This window comes from Undibacterium sp. TC9W (assembly GCF_049339865.1).
Classification (GTDB): domain Bacteria; phylum Pseudomonadota; class Gammaproteobacteria; order Burkholderiales; family Burkholderiaceae_D; genus Undibacterium.
In genome coordinates, this window is record NZ_JBMPPJ010000005.1 from 218,369 (window position 1) to 235,283 (window position 16,915).

The following is a 16,915-nucleotide window of genomic DNA, read 5'->3' on the forward strand; positions in this document are numbered from 1 at the left end:
CTGGCCCTGATTACTCCTACAATCCGAATCACTTTTCATACACGACATCATGGCAAGAACTATCAATGGCATAGGCACGACTTTTTACGGCAAATGCAAATTTCATCCGGATCAGTCCTTCATCACTACCAAGTGGGTGGTATTGGTCTATATTCCCATTGTTCCATTGGCCAGTTATCGCTTCATAGAAGAAAGCAGTTCCAGTTTTGAAGTAGTCGAAGCAGATATTCCTCTGGAGATCATGCAAGTGCTACGAATCTGGCTGTTTGTCGCACTACTGGCCTTCGGACTTAGCCTGAGTGACAAGCTGAAATTGGGTGGCGCCGGCCTGTTTATGCTATTCGGCATGATTTGCGCCATTCCCTTTTTGATGCGCTGGTTTGCAAAACGGAATGCGGGATTACTCTAGCAAGCAAAAAATTTATCCGCCATTTTGAACACGCAGAAAATGAGATTTGAGCCTTTATCAGATACAAAGTTTGAGTATTTGTGCGAAGTATACGTAGCGGATAAATTTGCAAATCAGGAAGAATTAATCCAGGACTGGAAAGAATTAAGCAGCAAATTTCCTGACTCACATTTGCTGCTGACATTGGATGACCTCGGTCAGGCACAATACACGTCCATGCATAGCTCAGGTTCTCACGATCTCGACGAGACAGAAGGCTATGACTTGAGTGCGCTTGATGCGGCATGCTTTGAAGATGGCGAGCATGTCGGCTACCTGAGCACGGCATCTGAGTTTTTTATCCGGTACGCAAATTTTTTAAAACATTGCAGAGTAACCTCACTGGAACAGATTTTTCAAGAAAAAAACCTGCTACTGAATGATGAATCTCTGGCAGAACTACTGCTGGCACAAGAAAACTGGCTATCCATCATTGACGATACCATTTATGCGTTCAGGGCCATCGTCAATCAACCCGAAGATAGTCTGGCTGCCTTCCCTAACGGCTATTTTGATTCAGACCTCAACCCCTTTGAGAACCATGCTTTATGCAAGCAACTCCGGGAGAATTACGGCTACAAGCTCATAGGCATTGGTGCATCTTATCTGGCACTCATCCGGGAAGCAGCCTTGAACCCAGTCCAGATGAGCAGCATGGCAGAATTACTGCTCAGGCTCTATGGTGAAAAAGCTGTGGTCTGGATAAAAACAGTGAGTGAACGAAATAATGAATTACAGCATGTTCTGGTTTTGAGGTACACAGAATAAATCATTTCATCGCGATCAGAAATTATGACTTCAGGATTAGTGATTTACTTACAAGCAGGTCAAAATTAAGGGGTATAACTTCGATCTTTATCCCTTGTACGAAATTCACTCTCCAATCCCGTGCAATTTTCCTGCGCGCAAGCAAACCAGCTCACCTCATCGAATGTACAATTTCTGCCAAGATTGTCCTTCAAGAATTCGCAGTTTTCAAATTCGCAGTTAACAAACCTGGCCCCAGAAAATGTCGTTCCCCGAAAAATACAATTGATGAACTTCACATCAACAAGGATGCAGGTATTGAACAAACCCCAGTACCATCCGCAGCCGGTAAAGCTGCAAGCCAGAAAAGCAGATGAGATGTCTCCCCCTTCAAATTGAATATCTGAAAACTCACAGTAGCGAAAAACATGCTCATCCAGGCTGACTGGCTTCTTCAACCTGGATGTAAAGTTTTGGTTTTCAAACAGCATATGACATGCAGGAATTAAACTATCCGCAAAGAATAATCCGTCGCCTTGATATCCTTGGTCAGGCTGCCTATGGATATCCTATCGACTCCTGTCTCGGAAATCGCTCGCACCGATGCATGATCTATACCGCCAGAGGCTTCCAGCAAGGCACGGCCTGCCGTGATAGCTACTGCTTCACGCATCATGCCGGTATTAAAATTATCAAGCAGGATGGAGGTAGCACCAGCGTCCAGTGCTGTCTTTAATTGTTCCAGGGTTTCGACTTCTATCTGTATGCTCACGCAGGCATTCAGGCTCAGGGCTTTTTGCATGGCCTCAGCCACGCCACCTGCTGCCGCGATATGGTTTTCCTTAATAAGAATACCGTCATACAAGGCAAGGCGCTGGTTCTTGCCACCACCCACGCGCACCGCATATTTTTGCGCCAGACGCAGGCCGGGCAAGGTTTTGCGGGTATCGAGTATGGCTGCTTTTGTGCCTGCGATGATGGAGACATATTTGCTGGTGGCGGTCGCGACAGCAGATAGCAATTGCAGGAAATTCAGCGCAGAACGTTCGGCTGTCAGCAAGGCTCTGGCAGGTGCCTTGATTTTGCAGACGACAGTATTTGCCTTCATCTGCTCGCCTTCGGCATATTGCCAATCCACGACGATGGTAGCATCCAGTGCCGTCATAACGGCGTCGAACCATGGAGCACCACACAGAACGGCATCTTCACGCACAATGACTTGTGCCTGCACGACTTCATCTGCAGGCACCAGCAAGCCAGTCAGGTCAGCAGCACCGACATCTTCAGCCAGTGCATCGCTGATATTGCGTTCAAGAGCTTTTTGTAAATCTGCATCAAAAGGGAATTGCGTATTCTTTAAATTACCAGACATGTCCAGATAACCTCGTGTGTAATTGGGTGGAGCTTGCGCAGCATTCAGAACCTGCTTACGATCTGTAGCGAGCGTGCGTCAGCGGGGTCAGGGTAACAAAAACGCAGCGCAAAAAGCGGAATGTACTTCTAGTACATGAGCATTTTGAGCAGCGCATGAGCCCCGATCACGCTCGAGCAGTAAGATCGTAACAGGTTCTCAGGCCGGGCCTATGCCGGAGAATAGTTTGGCCTCTTTCGCCAGATCACCTGAAGGGCGCACATTGGCTTTTTTGGCTGCCGCAAAATCCAGCATGCGATCTATACATACTTTGGCCTTTTGCCCTACTGCCGGATCAACCTGGATTTCATTATTGCCGTTTTCCAGTACCTGTACCAGATTGCGCAAACCGTTCATGGCCATCCATGGGCAGTGTGCACAGCTCTTGCAAGTCGCGCTATTACCCGCAGTTGGAGCAACGATGAAGCGTTTGGTCGGCGCTGCCATTTGCATTTTGTGCAGGATGCCATTGTCGGTAGCGACGATGAATTCATCTGCATCCAGCGTTTGTGCTGCATGGATCATTTGCGAAGTCGAGCCAACTACGTCAGCCAATGCCACGACAGCAGCTGGTGATTCAGGATGAACCAGGACTTTGGCATTGGGGTGCTCAGCCTTGAGTACATCCAGCTCTATGCCCTTGAATTCATCGTGTACCAGGCAGGAACCCTGCCATAGCAACATGTCTGCACCTGTCTGCTTCTGTATATAACCACCCAGATGTTTATCGGGTGCCCAGAGTATTTTTTTGCCTTGTGCATGCAAGTGCGCGACTATATCCAGGCCGATGCTGGACGTCACCATCCAGTCAGCTCTTGCCTTGACCGCTGCGCTGGTATTGGCATACACGACTACGGTGCGGTCAGGATGGGCATCGCAAAAAGCCGCAAACTCATCTGCCGGGCAACCTAGGTCCAGCGAGCAGGTCGCATCCAGGTCAGGCATTAAAATGGTTTTTTCTGGACTGAGTATTTTGGCTGTTTCGCCCATGAACTTGACGCCGGCCACAACCAGAGTCTTGGCGGGATGATCGCGGCCAAAGCGCGCCATTTCCAGCGAGTCAGAAACACAGCCACCGGTTTCTTCTGCCAGGTCTTGCAATTCGGCATCGACATAATAATGCGCTACCAGTACAGCCTGCTTTTCTTTCAAGAGCTGGCGTATTCTGGCTTTGAGTTCCAGCTTTTCTATTGCTGAAGGCGCATCAGGAATGCGCGCCCAGGCATTGGCGGTACAGCTACTACCCACATCCATCTGTGGACGTTCAAATTCGACAACTTTGGTTTCCATATAGCCCTACATATCTGGAGTGCATAGAGTACATGCTGGCATGCACTCTGATGACAAGAAATATTGGCAGGCCTGGGATTGCCAGATTTGCATCCAGTGCCCCTTTAGCCTGCATCCACTACTGCATTTCAAGCCATAGTATACGCTGTTACCAGATATTTACCCGCGTCGCTGTTGGGCGCAGGGGCGAACGATCACCCTTGCACTGGAAAGCATCAGAAAATTCCGACATATTTGCCAATGGCGCAATGACACGATATTTGTCTGGTGAATGAGGATCAGTTGCCAGTTTCATACGCAACATTTCATCACGGATAAGACTGCGGAAGCTTTGCGCATTGGCGACAAAGAAGCGCTGATCCACCGTCAGGCCATCAATTTCCCTGGCCTGAGGCTTGCGCTCCAGCGATTTGTGCAAAGCCTGCAGGGCAATCTTCATACCGCCAAGATCAGCAATATTTTCACCAGCAGTCAGCTTGCCATTGATGTGCAATTTGTCGATAGGATTAAACTCATCAAATTGCTTTTCTATGGCTTTGACGCGGACCAGGAATTTTTTCTCATCGTCCTTGGTCCACCAGCTTTTGAGATTGCCCTGGGCATCAAATTGGCGACCTTCATCATCAAAGGCATGCGTCAGTTCATGGCCTATAGTTGCACCGGTATTACCGTAGTTGGCGGCAGGGTCAGCATTCACATGGTACAGAGGCGGTTGCAGTATGCCTGCCGGGAACACCATTTCATTCATGGTGGGGTTGTAATAGGCATTCACGGTTTGTGGCGTCATGCCCCATTCATTCCTGTCTATCGGCTTGCCCAGCTTGGCCAGATTGCGTTTGAATTCCAATTCAGCGGCGCGTGCCATGTTGGCAGCATAGGGACCTGTATCGATTTGCAGGCTGCTGTAATCACGCCATACATCGGGGTAACCTATTTTCACCAGGATGGTATCAAGCTTTTTATAGGCTTGCTGTTTGGTCGTGTCTGACATCCATTCCAGCTTACCTATACTTTCACGCATAGCCAGTTTGATGTTATCCACCATTTCCAGTACGCCTGCCTTGGCTTCAGGACCAAAGAATTTGGCGACATACAATTCACCCATGGCTTCGCCTGCCATGGCATCAATAGACCCCAGAACACGCTTCCAGCGTGGTTGCAATTCCTTGGTGCCTGCCAGGGTCTTGCCATAAAAATCAAAGCTGGCATTGACGAAGGCTGAACTCAAATCCTTCGCACGCGCGTTTGCCAATTGCCAGCGCAAATAAGTTTTCCATTGATCAAGACTGACGGCATTGACCATGCGCCCTGCTTCTACAATGAATTTTGGATGGGCAAGATTGAATTGTCCAGGTTGTGCCAGTCCCAGTTCATTGAAATAGGTGGACCAGGCAGTTTTCTTGTCTGTCTTTTGCAAGGCATTCAAGTCAGACAAGTGGTAGCTGGCTTGCGGGTCGCGCAATTCAACCTTGGTCAAGGATGCCTTGGCCAGTCTGGTTTCCAACGCCATCACGACGGCAGCATTTTTCTTTGCCTGGTCAGTAGTATCACCGAGCAAAGTAAAAATCTGAGTGACATAGGCGACGTACTTGTTACGGATATCCTTGGTCTTGGTATCGGTCTTCAGGTAATAATCGCGGTCTGGCAAGCCCAGGCCACCCTGCATGATTTGCGGAATGTAGCGGGTCGTGTTTTTGGCATCCTGATCTACAGTAAAGCCAAACAAAGGTGAGACACCTTGCTTGTGCAAACCAGCGATCACAGCCAGCAATTGCGTACTATCCTTGATGCCATTGATTTGCGCAAACTGCGGCTCCAGCGGTTTGATACCTTCTTTTTCTATCTGCGCTTCATTCATGCCACTGGCATAAAAAGCACCGACCAGTTGTGCTGCCTTGCTCTTGCCCTCGCCTTTTGCGGCTGTTTCTGCAATGAGTTTCAAAGCTGTCAGATTTCGTTCAGTCACTTCGTCATAAGCACTGAAACGTGCACGGTCGGAAGGAATGGGATTGGCCTTCAGCCATTCGCCATTTGAATACTGGAAGAAATCTGTGCAGGGATCCGCCTTTTTATCCATGGTCATGGATTCGAGTACAAGCTGGTTTGAAGTCGCGGTCTGAGCAAATACTGCATTACCCATACATGCCACGCTAACCAGGCTGGCCAGCACGCTGCGTTTGAAGATATTTTTTGTTTTCATTTTTTTGCCCCTGTCTCTTGATTTTTACGGCATTACTTGCACGGCTATACCTGAATATTGTCCGGGTGAGCGATATACTCTTTGTGTGGCCTTCTGGAAGTCTTCGGGATTGGCCTTGGGAATATCCATGAATTTTTGCGGATTCAAATCCACCAGCGGGAACCAGCTACTTTGCACCTGTACCATGATCCGATGACCTCGGCGGAAGGTGTGCTGGATATCCGGCATGTTATAGCTGATGGCCGCCACTTTGCCAGGTACAAAAGGTTCAGGTTTTTCAAAGCTGTTGCGGAACTTGCCCCGCAAAGGCTCGCCCCTGACCAGTTGCTGATAACCAGCCATGGCGACAGAAGGTGGCGGCACATCATTGGCACGTTCGCGCACCACCTGTTTATCCGGATAAGCCGATGGATAAACATCAATCAGTTTGACGACCCAATCAGCATCCGTTCCAGAGGTTGACACAAACAATTTGGGATTGACTGGCCCGACGATAGTCACGTCTTCTTCCAGAGGTTCAGTCTGATAAACCAGCACATCTGGCCGTGTGGAAGCAAAGCGCTGGTCAGAGACCACATATTCGCGCGGCGCACCAGTGGCGACGTAAGAGATAAAAGGCACGGGCTTGTTGGGGTCGCTGACATATTCGTCAAAGGTATTGAATTCTGCCTGCGGCTCCTTCCAGCTCAAGCTACCATCCTTGCCAAAATACAGGGTGCGTTTTTGTGCCTGTTGCGGTGGCCAGCTTGGGTATTCACGCCAGACATTGGTGCCGGTTTCAAATACGGTCACTTCCGGCAAAGCCTTGCCAGTGGCGCCCTTCAAATGCTGTTCAAAGAAAGGGAAAACGATATTCTTGCGGTAATAGTCGCCCGTTTTGACATCGAAACTCACATTCCCCAATGATTTACCCTCGGCACCCGCCCAGCCGCCATGCGACCAGGGCCCCATGACCAGGCCATTGTAATAACCCTTGTTATTATTTTTGATGCTGTGATACGTCGTGAATGGGCCTTGAGGATCTTCTGCGTCATACCAGCCACCAACAGTCAACACGGCTGCCTTGATGTTCTTCAGATGCGCGGCGATATTGCGGCTCTTCCAAAATTCATCATAGGTGCTATGCTCAATGGTAGGCATCAGCAATTCACGCTGTTTATCTGATAGTTGGGCAGTAATGTTTTTCAGGGTTTTATACTTGAGAAAATATTGATAGCCATCGGAGGTGCCAAAATCAAACTCTTCCCATCGTTTGGGCAAGGTCGTAGGATTTTTTTCTACCGTAAAATTGGAAAAGAACCCAAAATTGGCTGCCAGCATGAAGGCACCGCCGTGATAGGAATCATCCCCCATGAACAGATCGGTGACGGGGGCCTGCGGTGAAGCGGCCTTGATCGCCGGATGTGAGTCTATAATACTGGCCGAGGCATAAAAGCCAGGGTAGGAAATACCCCAGATGCCGACCTTGCCGTTATTGCCCTTGACGTTTTTCAACAGCCATTCGACGGTGTCATGCATGTCCTGGCTTTCGACACCCTCGCCCGCCAGCCTGCTGGCCTTGATATGCGGCGTCATTTCTTGCCAGACGCCCTCAGACATATAACGGCCACGCACGTCTTGCTTGACGAAGATATAGCCACTTTGGTCGAATTCCTTGGATGGACCGAGTGATTGCGGGTAGAAATCCACGCCATAGTGCGACTGCCCACCCTCATAGACGCCGCTGCCATAGGGTGAACGGGTCATCAGGAAGGGATAAGACTTGCTGCTATCTTTGGGAACATACACCACGGTAAAAAGCCGTGTACCATCACGCATGGGAATCTGGTATTCATATTTGGTGTATTGTTCGCGTATGCTAGGTTTGGCAGCTTCAGGTGCATCAGCCATGACGGCTTCGACAGCATACACTGGCAGATTGGCCATCAAGGCAAGAGCGCACAAGGCTGCACATTTTTTAATCACGAATTTCATAATTCCCCTTAAGATAACGCGCTATTGTTTTATTTATTCTGGTTAAAATGCTTGCAAACCAGGTCTGGCGTAGTGAATCGCCGCGAATCCTAAAGAGTAAATTTTTCTCAATAAGTTTCCAGATTTCGACCTAAACTGATAAATAGGCATCAAACAAATATTTTATTGCGGAAATACCATGAAATCACTCAGAATATTTGCTGTCACGCTGGCTCTGCTGGCACTATCCGGCTCGGCATGGGCTCGCCCTGGCGGCCATCATTTCCATCCCAGGGTAAGCATAGGCGTTTCCATTCCGCCGCTATATTTCAATTATGGCAACCGGCATAGCTATGTGTCTGCCTACTATCCTTACGATTATTCCTGGCGTTATTACCCCAGTGTGGTCATCGCCCCAGCCGTCACCTATGTGACGCCTGTCGTCAGCACCGGCAATGTGGTTTATACGGACAATTACCCTACATATACGACCTATACTCAAAGCTATGTTGATGACGGCAATATCATCAGCCAGCCCAATCCTGCCCGGCAATCTACGGCGGGCAAGGATTGGCTGTATTGCCATCAGCCAGACGGCTTTTACCCGGCGATCAAGTCTTGTCCTGGTGGCTGGGAACGTGTTCCGGCACAAGCCAGATAAGCGCGGCCAGGCCAGATACAAAAAGGGTGCAATTAATGAAATAATTGCACCCTTTTTTACAAGCTTCAGTTTTCAGTTTCTACGGCGGTATTTTATTTTGCCAATACAGACCGTATTGTTGCCGCCAGTTCTTCAGCCACGAATTTGGCAACATAGGCGTCGGCACCCACGGTCTTGATATGGTCTTCATTGGTTGCACCTGACAACGATGAATGAATCACCACCGGCAAAAACTTGAAGCGGTCATCGTTCTTGATCTTACGTGTCAGGGTAAAGCCATCCATTTCCGGCATTTCCAGATCAGTCAGCACCATGGATACCTTGTCGCGCACGCCCTTGCCTTCAGCCTGGGCTGCAGTCGCAAGGGATTGTAATTTCTCCCAGGCTTCCTTGCCAGTCTTGGTCATGATGAACTGAGCACCCATGGCTGTTAGCGCCTGCTCAATCAAACCGCGGGCAACTGCCGAATCATCTGCTGCCAGAATGGCGGAGCCAGGAATCATCTGCAGCTTGGCACCGATGGTGTCTGGATCGACATCCTTGGTATCAGACGGCGTGATCTGACGCAAAATTTGCTCCACGTCCAGCACCTGAGCCAAACGTGTATCTTCAGTATCACCATCAAGACGGGCGATACTGGTGACCATGCCACCCGCTGCACTGCTTTCAGCCGACAAGACCTGGTTCCAGTCCAGGCGCACGATTTCTTCTACCGATTCAACCGCAAAACCCTGGGTGGTGCGCGCATATTCAGTGACCAGCATGATGTTCAGGCCAGTTTTCGGTTTGAGCCCGACCACCGAAGGCAAGTCGATGACAGGAATAATCTGTCCACGCAAATTGACCACGCCCAGCATGTGGGGCATCGCGCCCGCCATACCGGTAATCGTTGGCATGGCGACTATCTCTCGCACCTTGAAAACATTAATGCCAAACAATTCAGACCTGTCGCTGTTGCCATCTGTCCCCAGACGGAACAGCAACAATTCAAACTTGTTGGACGCTGTCAGGTTGGTACGTTCATCGACTTCTTGTTGTACGGAACTCATGTCTGTTTTCCTCATCGTGATGGAACAGGATTGCAACATTATCCTACGGTTTTACTGCAACGCAATTACTTTATTACACGGTAGCAAGGGGTATAAGCCTTACCAGGCAATTTCATGCGATTCTGAGCAACAAAAGATGTCAGCAAGGTATCCATTGATGCCATTATTTCACTATCGCCGCGAATTTCAAAATGTCCATGTTTTTCTATTGCACGTATGCCCTGATTTTTGACGTTGCCCGCCACCACGCCTGAAAAAGCACGACGCAGATTTGCTGCCAGCAGATGCGTATCCTGCTTCTTGTGCAAGGCCAGGTTGCGCATGTTCTCATGCGTGGGCTCAAACGGCTTCTGGAACTCTGCATCTATCTTCAACAACCAGTTGAAATAATACGCATCGCCCTTGGCTTTGCGGAATTCACGCACTCCCTTGATACCAGCCTGCACTTCCTGCGCTACGCGCACAGGGTCATTGACGATGATCTTGTAGTTCTGCTGTGCCTCAGGACCCAGCGTTGCGGCAATGAACTGATCGATCTGACGGAAGTAATCTGCCGCACTTTCCGGCCCGGTAAAGATCAGGGGGAAAGGCAACTCTGCATTATCAGGATGCAGCAAGATACCCAGCAAGTACAAAATTTCTTCTGCCGTGCCTGCCCCACCAGGGAAGACGATGACGGCATGGCCCATGCGCACAAAAGCTTCAAGACGTTTTTCTATATCCGGCAAGATCACCAGGTCGTTGACGATGGGATTCGGCGCTTCGGCGGCGATAATGCCCGGTTCAGTAATGCCCAGATAACGGCCTGTGGTAATCCTTTGTTTGGCATGACCTATGGTGGCGCCCTTCATCGGGCCTTTCATGGCACCTGGGCCGCACCCTGTGCAGATATCCATGCCACGCAAACCCAGTTGATACCCTACATGCTTGGTGTAGTCATATTCTTCGCTGGAAATCGAATGCCCGCCCCAGCACACCACCATATTCGGATTGACCTGAGGCTTGAGCAGATTGGCGTTACGCATGACGTGAAAAACCGCATCACTGATACCTTCTGTGGTCGCCAGATCAAACTTGCGGTCATCTTCGATCGCGGCCTTGATGAACAGGATATCGCGTAATACGGCAAACAAGTGTTCCTGTATGCCTTTGATCATCACGCCATCCACAAAAGCACTGGCTGGCGCGCCCTTGACATCAAGCTTGATGCCGCGTTCGCGCTGGATGATGCTGATGTCAAAGCTCTTGTAACGCTCCAGCAATTCCTTGCCATCGTCGAGGCCACTGCCGCAATTCAAGACCGCCAGTGCACAACTACGAAACACCTGGTACAAACCGCCATGACTATTGTCGAGCAATTGCACGACCTCAGCCTTGGACAAAACTTCCATACGGCCGCCTGGCGAAATTTGCGTGTCGATAACTTCGAATTCCATAACTGCTTTTTCACTCCTGAAAATAATTTCCGGCTGATGCCTGCAAAGCAGCATCAGCGTGCTTCTCTATGCTTCCATTATGCATGCAATTTATTGCGCGGGTTGCATCAGCAGCACTATTTGCCACATTTGTATTGTGAAGAATGGCAAATTGCAGTGTCGCCGGGCCGTCAATTTAAGACCGATATAAAAATATTTCTATAAATGATTGTATATCGCGCCTTCGCCATGTACAATTCGCCTCCTTCAGACGCGGGGTGGAGCAGTCTGGCAGCTCGTCGGGCTCATAACCCGAAGGTCGTAGGTTCAAATCCTGCCCCCGCAACCAAGTTTCTTTGTTCTGGTGCATTCGCACAAATTTACCGGGCACTATTTTTCTTCTGGCAAGCAATTGTCAGAGGCGGTTTATTTTGCTTTTTTGCTTAAGCTTTACCAGGCATCGCCACACATCAACATTGATCAAGCTCAACTGATGAAAGACAATAAAGATCACGCTACCCTGGAATTACCCGGCTTTGGCGAACCAGCATTTTTATTGCCAGAAACCAGAAAACCAGTACCTGCCCCACGTCCGCGCGGTAAAAAACAGGAACAGCTTGATCTTCTGGATGTACTCGGGCCCACCGACCGCACCGGTCTGCCAGCCTGGGTACACGATGACAACACAGACCTGACCGGCTTGCCTGTCTGGCGCTGAGCGCAACTGAACGCAACTGAGCACACAAAAACACAAAAACACAAATCAAACCCGCACCAGGGCTTTAATAACTGGCCACTGCCTGCGTGAAATTGGCAAACGTTCAGCGCATCCACTGACAATGATTTGCCAGGAGTCAGATACTTTTTCCTGATTATTGTCAGCATCCACCACTTGCACTGCCCGCTCTACGCCATTAATGGCGCTACGTGCGACCAGGGCATTCCTGTGCACCCTGACCAGCAAGTCTCCCAATTCCACCTCTATCGAAGTCAGCGACTCTTCCAGCAGATATTCACGTTGCGCTGTATGCAGGGTCACGTATTTTTGTTCTGCCTTCAAGAACAGCACTTCGGCTACTGGCACCAGCAATATCCGCCCTCTTTCCAGCACTGAAAAATGCTTGCGCCTGGGACCGCTGGTGTCCGTTGCCATGGTTTCAGGCAGGCGGCGCGCGCTCTTCATTTTTTCACTGGCACGCACCAGCGCATCCACCAGACGGCTGGCCCGCACCGGCTTCATCAGGTAATCAAGTGCATGCACCTCAAAAGCCTTGACGGCAAATTCATCATAGGCAGTCACAAAAATAATCGCTGGCGAGCGCAGGCTGGCCTGGTGTTGCGCCAGATGCTGCGCCAGTTCTATGCCATTCATGCCCGGCATCTGAACATCCAGCAACACAATATCAGGTTGCAGATTGCTGATTTTTTCCAGCGCCAACATAGCATTCTCCGCCTCTCCAACCACCGTCACCGGGCATTCTGCCTCTATGTCTGACAATAGCGTCAACAGCCTTTGTCTTGCGGGTGCTTCATCATCAACTATCAGTATTCTTGGTGTCATCATCTCTTAGCCGGGAATTGCAACTTAACTTCAAAGTACGCATCTACTACGCCGTATTGAATTTGCGCTTCGATATCATAAAGCAAACTTAGTCGCTGCCGTATGTTTTCCAGTGCCATCTGATTACCGGAAACCATATTTGCCTCTGCGTGATAGGGATTGCGGATGCGAATTTCTACCTTGTCCAGCAGACGTTTTATCTCTACCGTGACAGTCGCTTGCTGCACCGATGGTTCAACGCCGTAATGAACTGCATTTTCAAGCAGGGGCTGCAATAACAATGAAGGAATTTCTATCTCGGCCAGCTCCTGGGGGGAAATTTTTTCTTTATCCCATGTCACCTGCATACGCTCACCCAGGCGTATTTTTTCTATCGCCAGATATTGCTCACACAAGCGTATTTCGTCCTGCAAGCTGGTGACATCGCGGGTATCGCGCATTAATACCCTGAACAGGTCTGAGAGATCTTCCAGCACCATTTCTGCGCGACGAGGCTCGGTGCGTATCAGCGACAAGGCAGTATTCAAGCTGTTGAACAAAAAATGTGGACGTATCCTGGCTTGCAAGGCCTGCAGTTTGGCTTCACCCAGCGCAGGTGAAAAAGCCCGGGTACGCAATTCAAAATACTGTTGATATGCCAATGCCAGCAAACCAGTTGCGACCACGACAAACAAGGGATTTAACTTGGGAAAGCTGGCCATTATCCAGTCTTGCATGCGCAAATAAATCATCAGCAAGGCAGCGATTGCCGTTGGCAACATGCAACACAATAAGCGCTGAAACCAGCCAGACATGTAATAACGCGCAGAAAATCTACGTAAATTACATAGGATCAGCAAGGAAAGCAGACATATCGTCTCAATCAATGCCGCGCTTTCCAGAAAATTTTGCAACACGAGACGCCACTCATCCCCTCTCGACCATAAAGCCAATAAGGTGATCAGATTCACACTGATCAGGATGCGCGAAAACACACCCAAATTACAACAATCCGGAATGAGCTGCTCACTTGCGCTGTTTTTCTTATCATTGGTCATTTTTAATTATCTTTATTATTTTCAAACGCTTCGGGGCTATTTCACTCCCGGTTTACAAGCAGTCATCAGCATTTCTGCCTGCAAATTAAGTTCTTATTCAGTGCTTAATTAATCCAGTCCGGCTAGTCCTTTGGTATTTCCAAGGGTAATCATGCGCAAAATCTGGGATAATCAAGGAAAATTCTCTCGCAAATGCAGCCGATATGGCAACAATTCACTATGACATCACAATTCAATAAAAAAAGCGAGGCATGGTCTGCCCGTTTCTCTGAACCTGTTTCCGATCTGGTCAAACGCTACACGGCCTCCGTCTTCTTTGACAACCGCATGGCCGCCTTTGATATTGAAGGTTCGCTGGCACATGCTGAAATGCTGCAGGCCCAAAACATCATCACTGCCCAGGATTATGCGGATATCCAACGCGGCATGGCACAGATCAAGTCCGAAATCGACACTGGCAAGTTTGAATGGCTGCTGGACCTGGAAGATGTGCACCTGAATATAGAAAAACGCCTGACTGAGCTGGTCGGCGATGCTGGCAAACGCCTGCACACTGGCCGTTCACGCAATGACCAGGTTGCCACCGATATCCGCCTGTACATGCGCAGCGCCATCGACAATATCCTTGGTCTCTTGCAAGACTTCCGTCTCGCTTTGCTGGATCTGGCAGAAAAGAATGCAGATACAATCTTGCCTGGATTTACTCATATGCAAGTGGCTCAGCCTATCACTTTTGGCCACCACATTCTTGCTTATGTAGAAATGTTTGGCCGCGATGCAGAGCGCATGCAAGACTGCCGCAAGCGCGTCAACCGGCTGCCACTGGGTGCTGCTGCCCTGGCTGGCACAACCTTCCCTATTGACCGCGAACGCGTTGCCAAAACCCTGGGCTTTGACGAAGTTTGCTATAACTCGCTGGACGCCGTTTCTGACCGCGATTTCGCTATCGAGTTTTGCGCAGCTGCGGCACTGGTGATGACGCATATCTCGCGCATGTCAGAAGAACTGGTGATCTGGATGAGCCCGCGCATAGGCTTCATCGATATCGCTGACCGCTTTTGCACAGGCTCTTCCATCATGCCGCAAAAGAAAAACCCTGACGTACCAGAGCTGGCGCGTGGCAAGACTGGCCGCGTGAATGGCCACCTGATCGCCCTGCTGACCCTGATGAAAGGCCAGCCACTGGCTTACAACAAGGATAATCAGGAAGATAAAGAACCCTTGTTTGATACAGTAGATACCGTTATCGACACCCTGCGCATTTTTGCTGACATGGCCGGCGGCATCACCGTCAAGCCAGAAGCCATGCGCGCCGCTGCCTTGCAGGGTTATGCGACAGCAACCGATCTGGCTGATTACCTCGTCAAGAAAGGCTTGCCTTTCCGCGATGCCCACGAAGCAGTGGCGCTGGCAGTACGCACTTGTGTAGAAAAAGGCTGCGACCTCAGCGATATGTCGCTGGAAGAATTACGTGCTTTTTCCAGCCTCATCAATGAAGACGTGTTCCATGTCCTGACACTGGAAGGCTCAGTTGCCGCCCGCGACCACATAGGCGGGACCGCACCAAACCAGGTTAAAGCAGCGATTGCCCGTTTGCGCCTGAAACTGCAATAACAACAGCCTTCACCTGCATCATCACAACATGCCAGCCCACCTGCAAACGCAGGTGCTGGCATATTTTCCCTTGGCCAGCACTATATTTCCAGGCCTGAAAATCACAGATTTCAGTAGTACTACTTAAGTAATCAATATTGCATCGCAGCATGGCGTTTTATTGCTGCTGAGGTTGCGAGCCCATACAATCCTCCGTGACAATCAATATCTCATAAATTTTGTTGGCCGCTGTGATAGTAATGCGCATGGATCAGATATATTTAATTCATGTTGCGGACCACAAAACCAAAATGTACTTTTCAGGAGAACACAATGTCATACCGTCTTAAATTGTTAGCTGCTGCCACCTTCCTGGCCTATTCCACGCTGAGCCAGGCTGCCGATATCAAAATCGGTGTTGCTGAAGCACTGACCGGCCCTGCCGCCAAATATGGCGTAGCGATCAAAAACGGCTTCACGCTGGCAGCCGACCAGATCAATGCCAAGGGTGGTGTGAGCGGCAACAAAATACAACTGGTTGCTGAAGATGAACAGGGAAAAAAAGAAGAAGCCATCAATGTCTTCAAAAAATTGTTGTTCCAGGAAAAAGTATTGATGATTTTTGGTCCTACCCTGTCGAATTCTGCCTTTGCCGCTGACCCGATTGCCAATGCCACCAAGACTGTTGTATTTGGCACCAGCAACACTGCTGATGGCATCACGAACATGGGGCCATTTACCTTCCGCAATTCCGTCATGGAAGCCGACGTATTGCCTGTTGCCACGCGCGCAGCAGTCAAGCAATTCAATATCAAGAAAGTCGCCATCCTGTATGGCAACGATGATGCTTTCACCAAGAGTGGCTACGATGTTTTCAAAAGCGCACTGGCTGAACAAAAGATCCCCGTCACCGATACAGAAACCTACGCCAAGGGCGACGTGGATTTTAAGGCACAGCTGACCAAGATCAAGGCATCCAATCCTGATGCCATCGTTTGCTCCTGCCTGGCTGAAGAAGCAGCGAATATCATCCTGCAAACCCGCTCACTCGGCATGAAACAGCCATTCGTCGGCGGTAATGGTTTCAATTCACCAAAACTGTTTGAAATCGCCAAAGACGCTGCTGACAATACCCTGATGGGCAGCCCATGGTCTGCTGAAAACCCATCTGCTGCCAACAAGAGCTTCATGGCTGACTACAAGGCAAAATTTGGTTCCGACCCTGACCAGTTTGCGGCGCAGGCATTTGATGCCATGCACATCGTTGCAGAAGCACTCAAAAAAGTCAGCCTGAGCGGCAACCTGGAAAAAGACCGTCTGGCATTGCGCGATGCACTGCCAGCCGTGAAAATTGAGGGTGCCACTGGCAAATTTGCGTTCCGCCGTGCGGCACCGAAGGATGGCAAGGAAGCTGGCTATGATGCGCAGCAAGATGCCATCGTCAATATTGCCAAAGGCGGCAAATTTGTATTGCTGAAATAAATGTATACCTGCCTCATGCCCCCGGCAAGCTTGGGGGTTGGGGCAGATGTTTTACGACTTCTCTTGCT

General features: G+C 49.6%; 15 protein-coding genes and 1 tRNA gene. 7 read left to right on the forward strand and 9 right to left on the reverse strand.

What is annotated here, in order from left to right; genetic code table 11:
- Positions 1-49 precede the first annotated feature (49 nt).
- Both ACO0LN_RS08795 and ACO0LN_RS08800 read left to right on the forward strand, forming a co-directional pair.
- Positions 50-409: a hypothetical protein gene (locus tag ACO0LN_RS08795; protein WP_422953082.1), complete on the forward strand. Its 360-nt coding sequence runs from the start codon at positions 50-52 to the stop codon at positions 407-409.
- A 78-nt stretch (positions 410-487) separates the two neighbouring features.
- Positions 488-1,216, forward strand: a complete 729-nt coding sequence (locus ACO0LN_RS08800; protein WP_422972850.1) for a hypothetical protein — start codon at positions 488-490, stop codon at positions 1,214-1,216.
- A 65-nt stretch (positions 1,217-1,281) separates the two neighbouring features.
- On the opposite strand, the gene ACO0LN_RS08805 is transcribed toward ACO0LN_RS08800, so the two are convergent.
- The 5 genes from ACO0LN_RS08805 to ACO0LN_RS08825 all read right to left on the reverse strand — a co-directional run bounded on the left by ACO0LN_RS08805 (position 1,282) and on the right by ACO0LN_RS08825 (position 8,070).
- The gene (locus ACO0LN_RS08805) at positions 1,282-1,686 is read right to left on the reverse strand and encodes a pentapeptide repeat-containing protein (protein ID WP_422972852.1); all 405 of its coding nucleotides are present in this window, start codon (positions 1,684-1,686) and stop codon (positions 1,282-1,284) included.
- A gap of 14 nt (positions 1,687-1,700) precedes the next feature.
- Entirely contained in the window at positions 1,701-2,567 is an 867-nt protein-coding gene (gene nadC / locus ACO0LN_RS08810; protein ID WP_422972854.1) for a carboxylating nicotinate-nucleotide diphosphorylase, read from the reverse strand.
- A gap of 198 nt (positions 2,568-2,765) precedes the next feature.
- Positions 2,766-3,896: a quinolinate synthase NadA gene (gene nadA, locus ACO0LN_RS08815; protein ID WP_422972856.1), complete on the reverse strand. Its 1,131-nt coding sequence runs from the start codon at positions 3,894-3,896 to the stop codon at positions 2,766-2,768.
- Positions 3,897-4,044: 148 nt separating this feature from the next.
- Positions 4,045-6,096, reverse strand: a complete 2,052-nt coding sequence (locus ACO0LN_RS08820; protein WP_422972858.1) for a M13 family metallopeptidase — start codon at positions 6,094-6,096, stop codon at positions 4,045-4,047.
- 24 nt (positions 6,097-6,120) lie between these two features.
- Positions 6,121-8,070: a CocE/NonD family hydrolase gene (locus ACO0LN_RS08825; protein WP_422972860.1), complete on the reverse strand. Its 1,950-nt coding sequence runs from the start codon at positions 8,068-8,070 to the stop codon at positions 6,121-6,123.
- Between the two features lie 178 nt (positions 8,071-8,248).
- On the opposite strand from ACO0LN_RS08825, the gene ACO0LN_RS08830 reads away from it, so the two are divergent.
- On the forward strand, positions 8,249-8,710 hold the full coding sequence (locus ACO0LN_RS08830) for a hypothetical protein (RefSeq protein ID WP_422972861.1): 462 nt from the start codon (positions 8,249-8,251) through the stop codon (positions 8,708-8,710).
- Positions 8,711-8,802: 92 nt separating this feature from the next.
- Here ACO0LN_RS08830 and ACO0LN_RS08835 read toward each other — a convergent pair whose 3' ends face one another.
- Complete coding sequence (locus ACO0LN_RS08835; RefSeq protein WP_162040961.1) at positions 8,803-9,759, reverse strand: chemotaxis protein; 957 nt, start codon at positions 9,757-9,759, stop codon at positions 8,803-8,805.
- Positions 9,760-9,824: 65 nt separating this feature from the next.
- Positions 9,825-11,195 carry a nucleotide 5'-monophosphate nucleosidase PpnN gene (gene ppnN / locus ACO0LN_RS08840; protein WP_422972863.1) on the reverse strand — a complete coding sequence of 457 codons (1,371 nt, stop codon included), beginning with the start codon at positions 11,193-11,195 and terminating at the stop codon, positions 9,825-9,827.
- A 251-nt stretch (positions 11,196-11,446) separates the two neighbouring features.
- Here ppnN and ACO0LN_RS08845 point away from each other — a divergent pair.
- Both ACO0LN_RS08845 and ACO0LN_RS08850 read left to right on the forward strand, forming a co-directional pair.
- A tRNA-Met gene (locus ACO0LN_RS08845) sits at positions 11,447-11,523 on the forward strand.
- A gap of 144 nt (positions 11,524-11,667) precedes the next feature.
- Positions 11,668-11,892 (forward strand): hypothetical protein, encoded by a 225-nt coding sequence (locus ACO0LN_RS08850; RefSeq protein ID WP_422972865.1) that lies wholly within the window; start codon positions 11,668-11,670, stop codon positions 11,890-11,892.
- 45 nt (positions 11,893-11,937) lie between these two features.
- Here the strand turns inward: ACO0LN_RS08850 and ACO0LN_RS08855 are convergent, their stop codons facing one another.
- On the reverse strand, positions 11,938-12,735 hold the full coding sequence (locus ACO0LN_RS08855) for a LytR/AlgR family response regulator transcription factor (protein WP_422972867.1): 798 nt from the start codon (positions 12,733-12,735) through the stop codon (positions 11,938-11,940).
- The gene (locus ACO0LN_RS08860; RefSeq protein ID WP_162040957.1) at positions 12,735-13,529 is read right to left on the reverse strand and encodes a sensor histidine kinase; all 795 of its coding nucleotides are present in this window, start codon (positions 13,527-13,529) and stop codon (positions 12,735-12,737) included. Before ACO0LN_RS08860 ends, ACO0LN_RS08855 begins: the two co-directional genes overlap by 1 nt.
- Before the next feature lie 462 nt (positions 13,530-13,991).
- Between ACO0LN_RS08860 and argH the strand changes: the two genes are divergently transcribed.
- Complete coding sequence (gene argH, locus ACO0LN_RS08865) at positions 13,992-15,386, forward strand: argininosuccinate lyase (RefSeq protein WP_422972870.1); 1,395 nt, start codon at positions 13,992-13,994, stop codon at positions 15,384-15,386.
- Between the two features lie 312 nt (positions 15,387-15,698).
- Positions 15,699-16,847: an ABC transporter substrate-binding protein gene (locus tag ACO0LN_RS08870; protein ID WP_422972872.1), complete on the forward strand. Its 1,149-nt coding sequence runs from the start codon at positions 15,699-15,701 to the stop codon at positions 16,845-16,847.
- Positions 16,848-16,915: the final 68 nt, after the last annotated feature.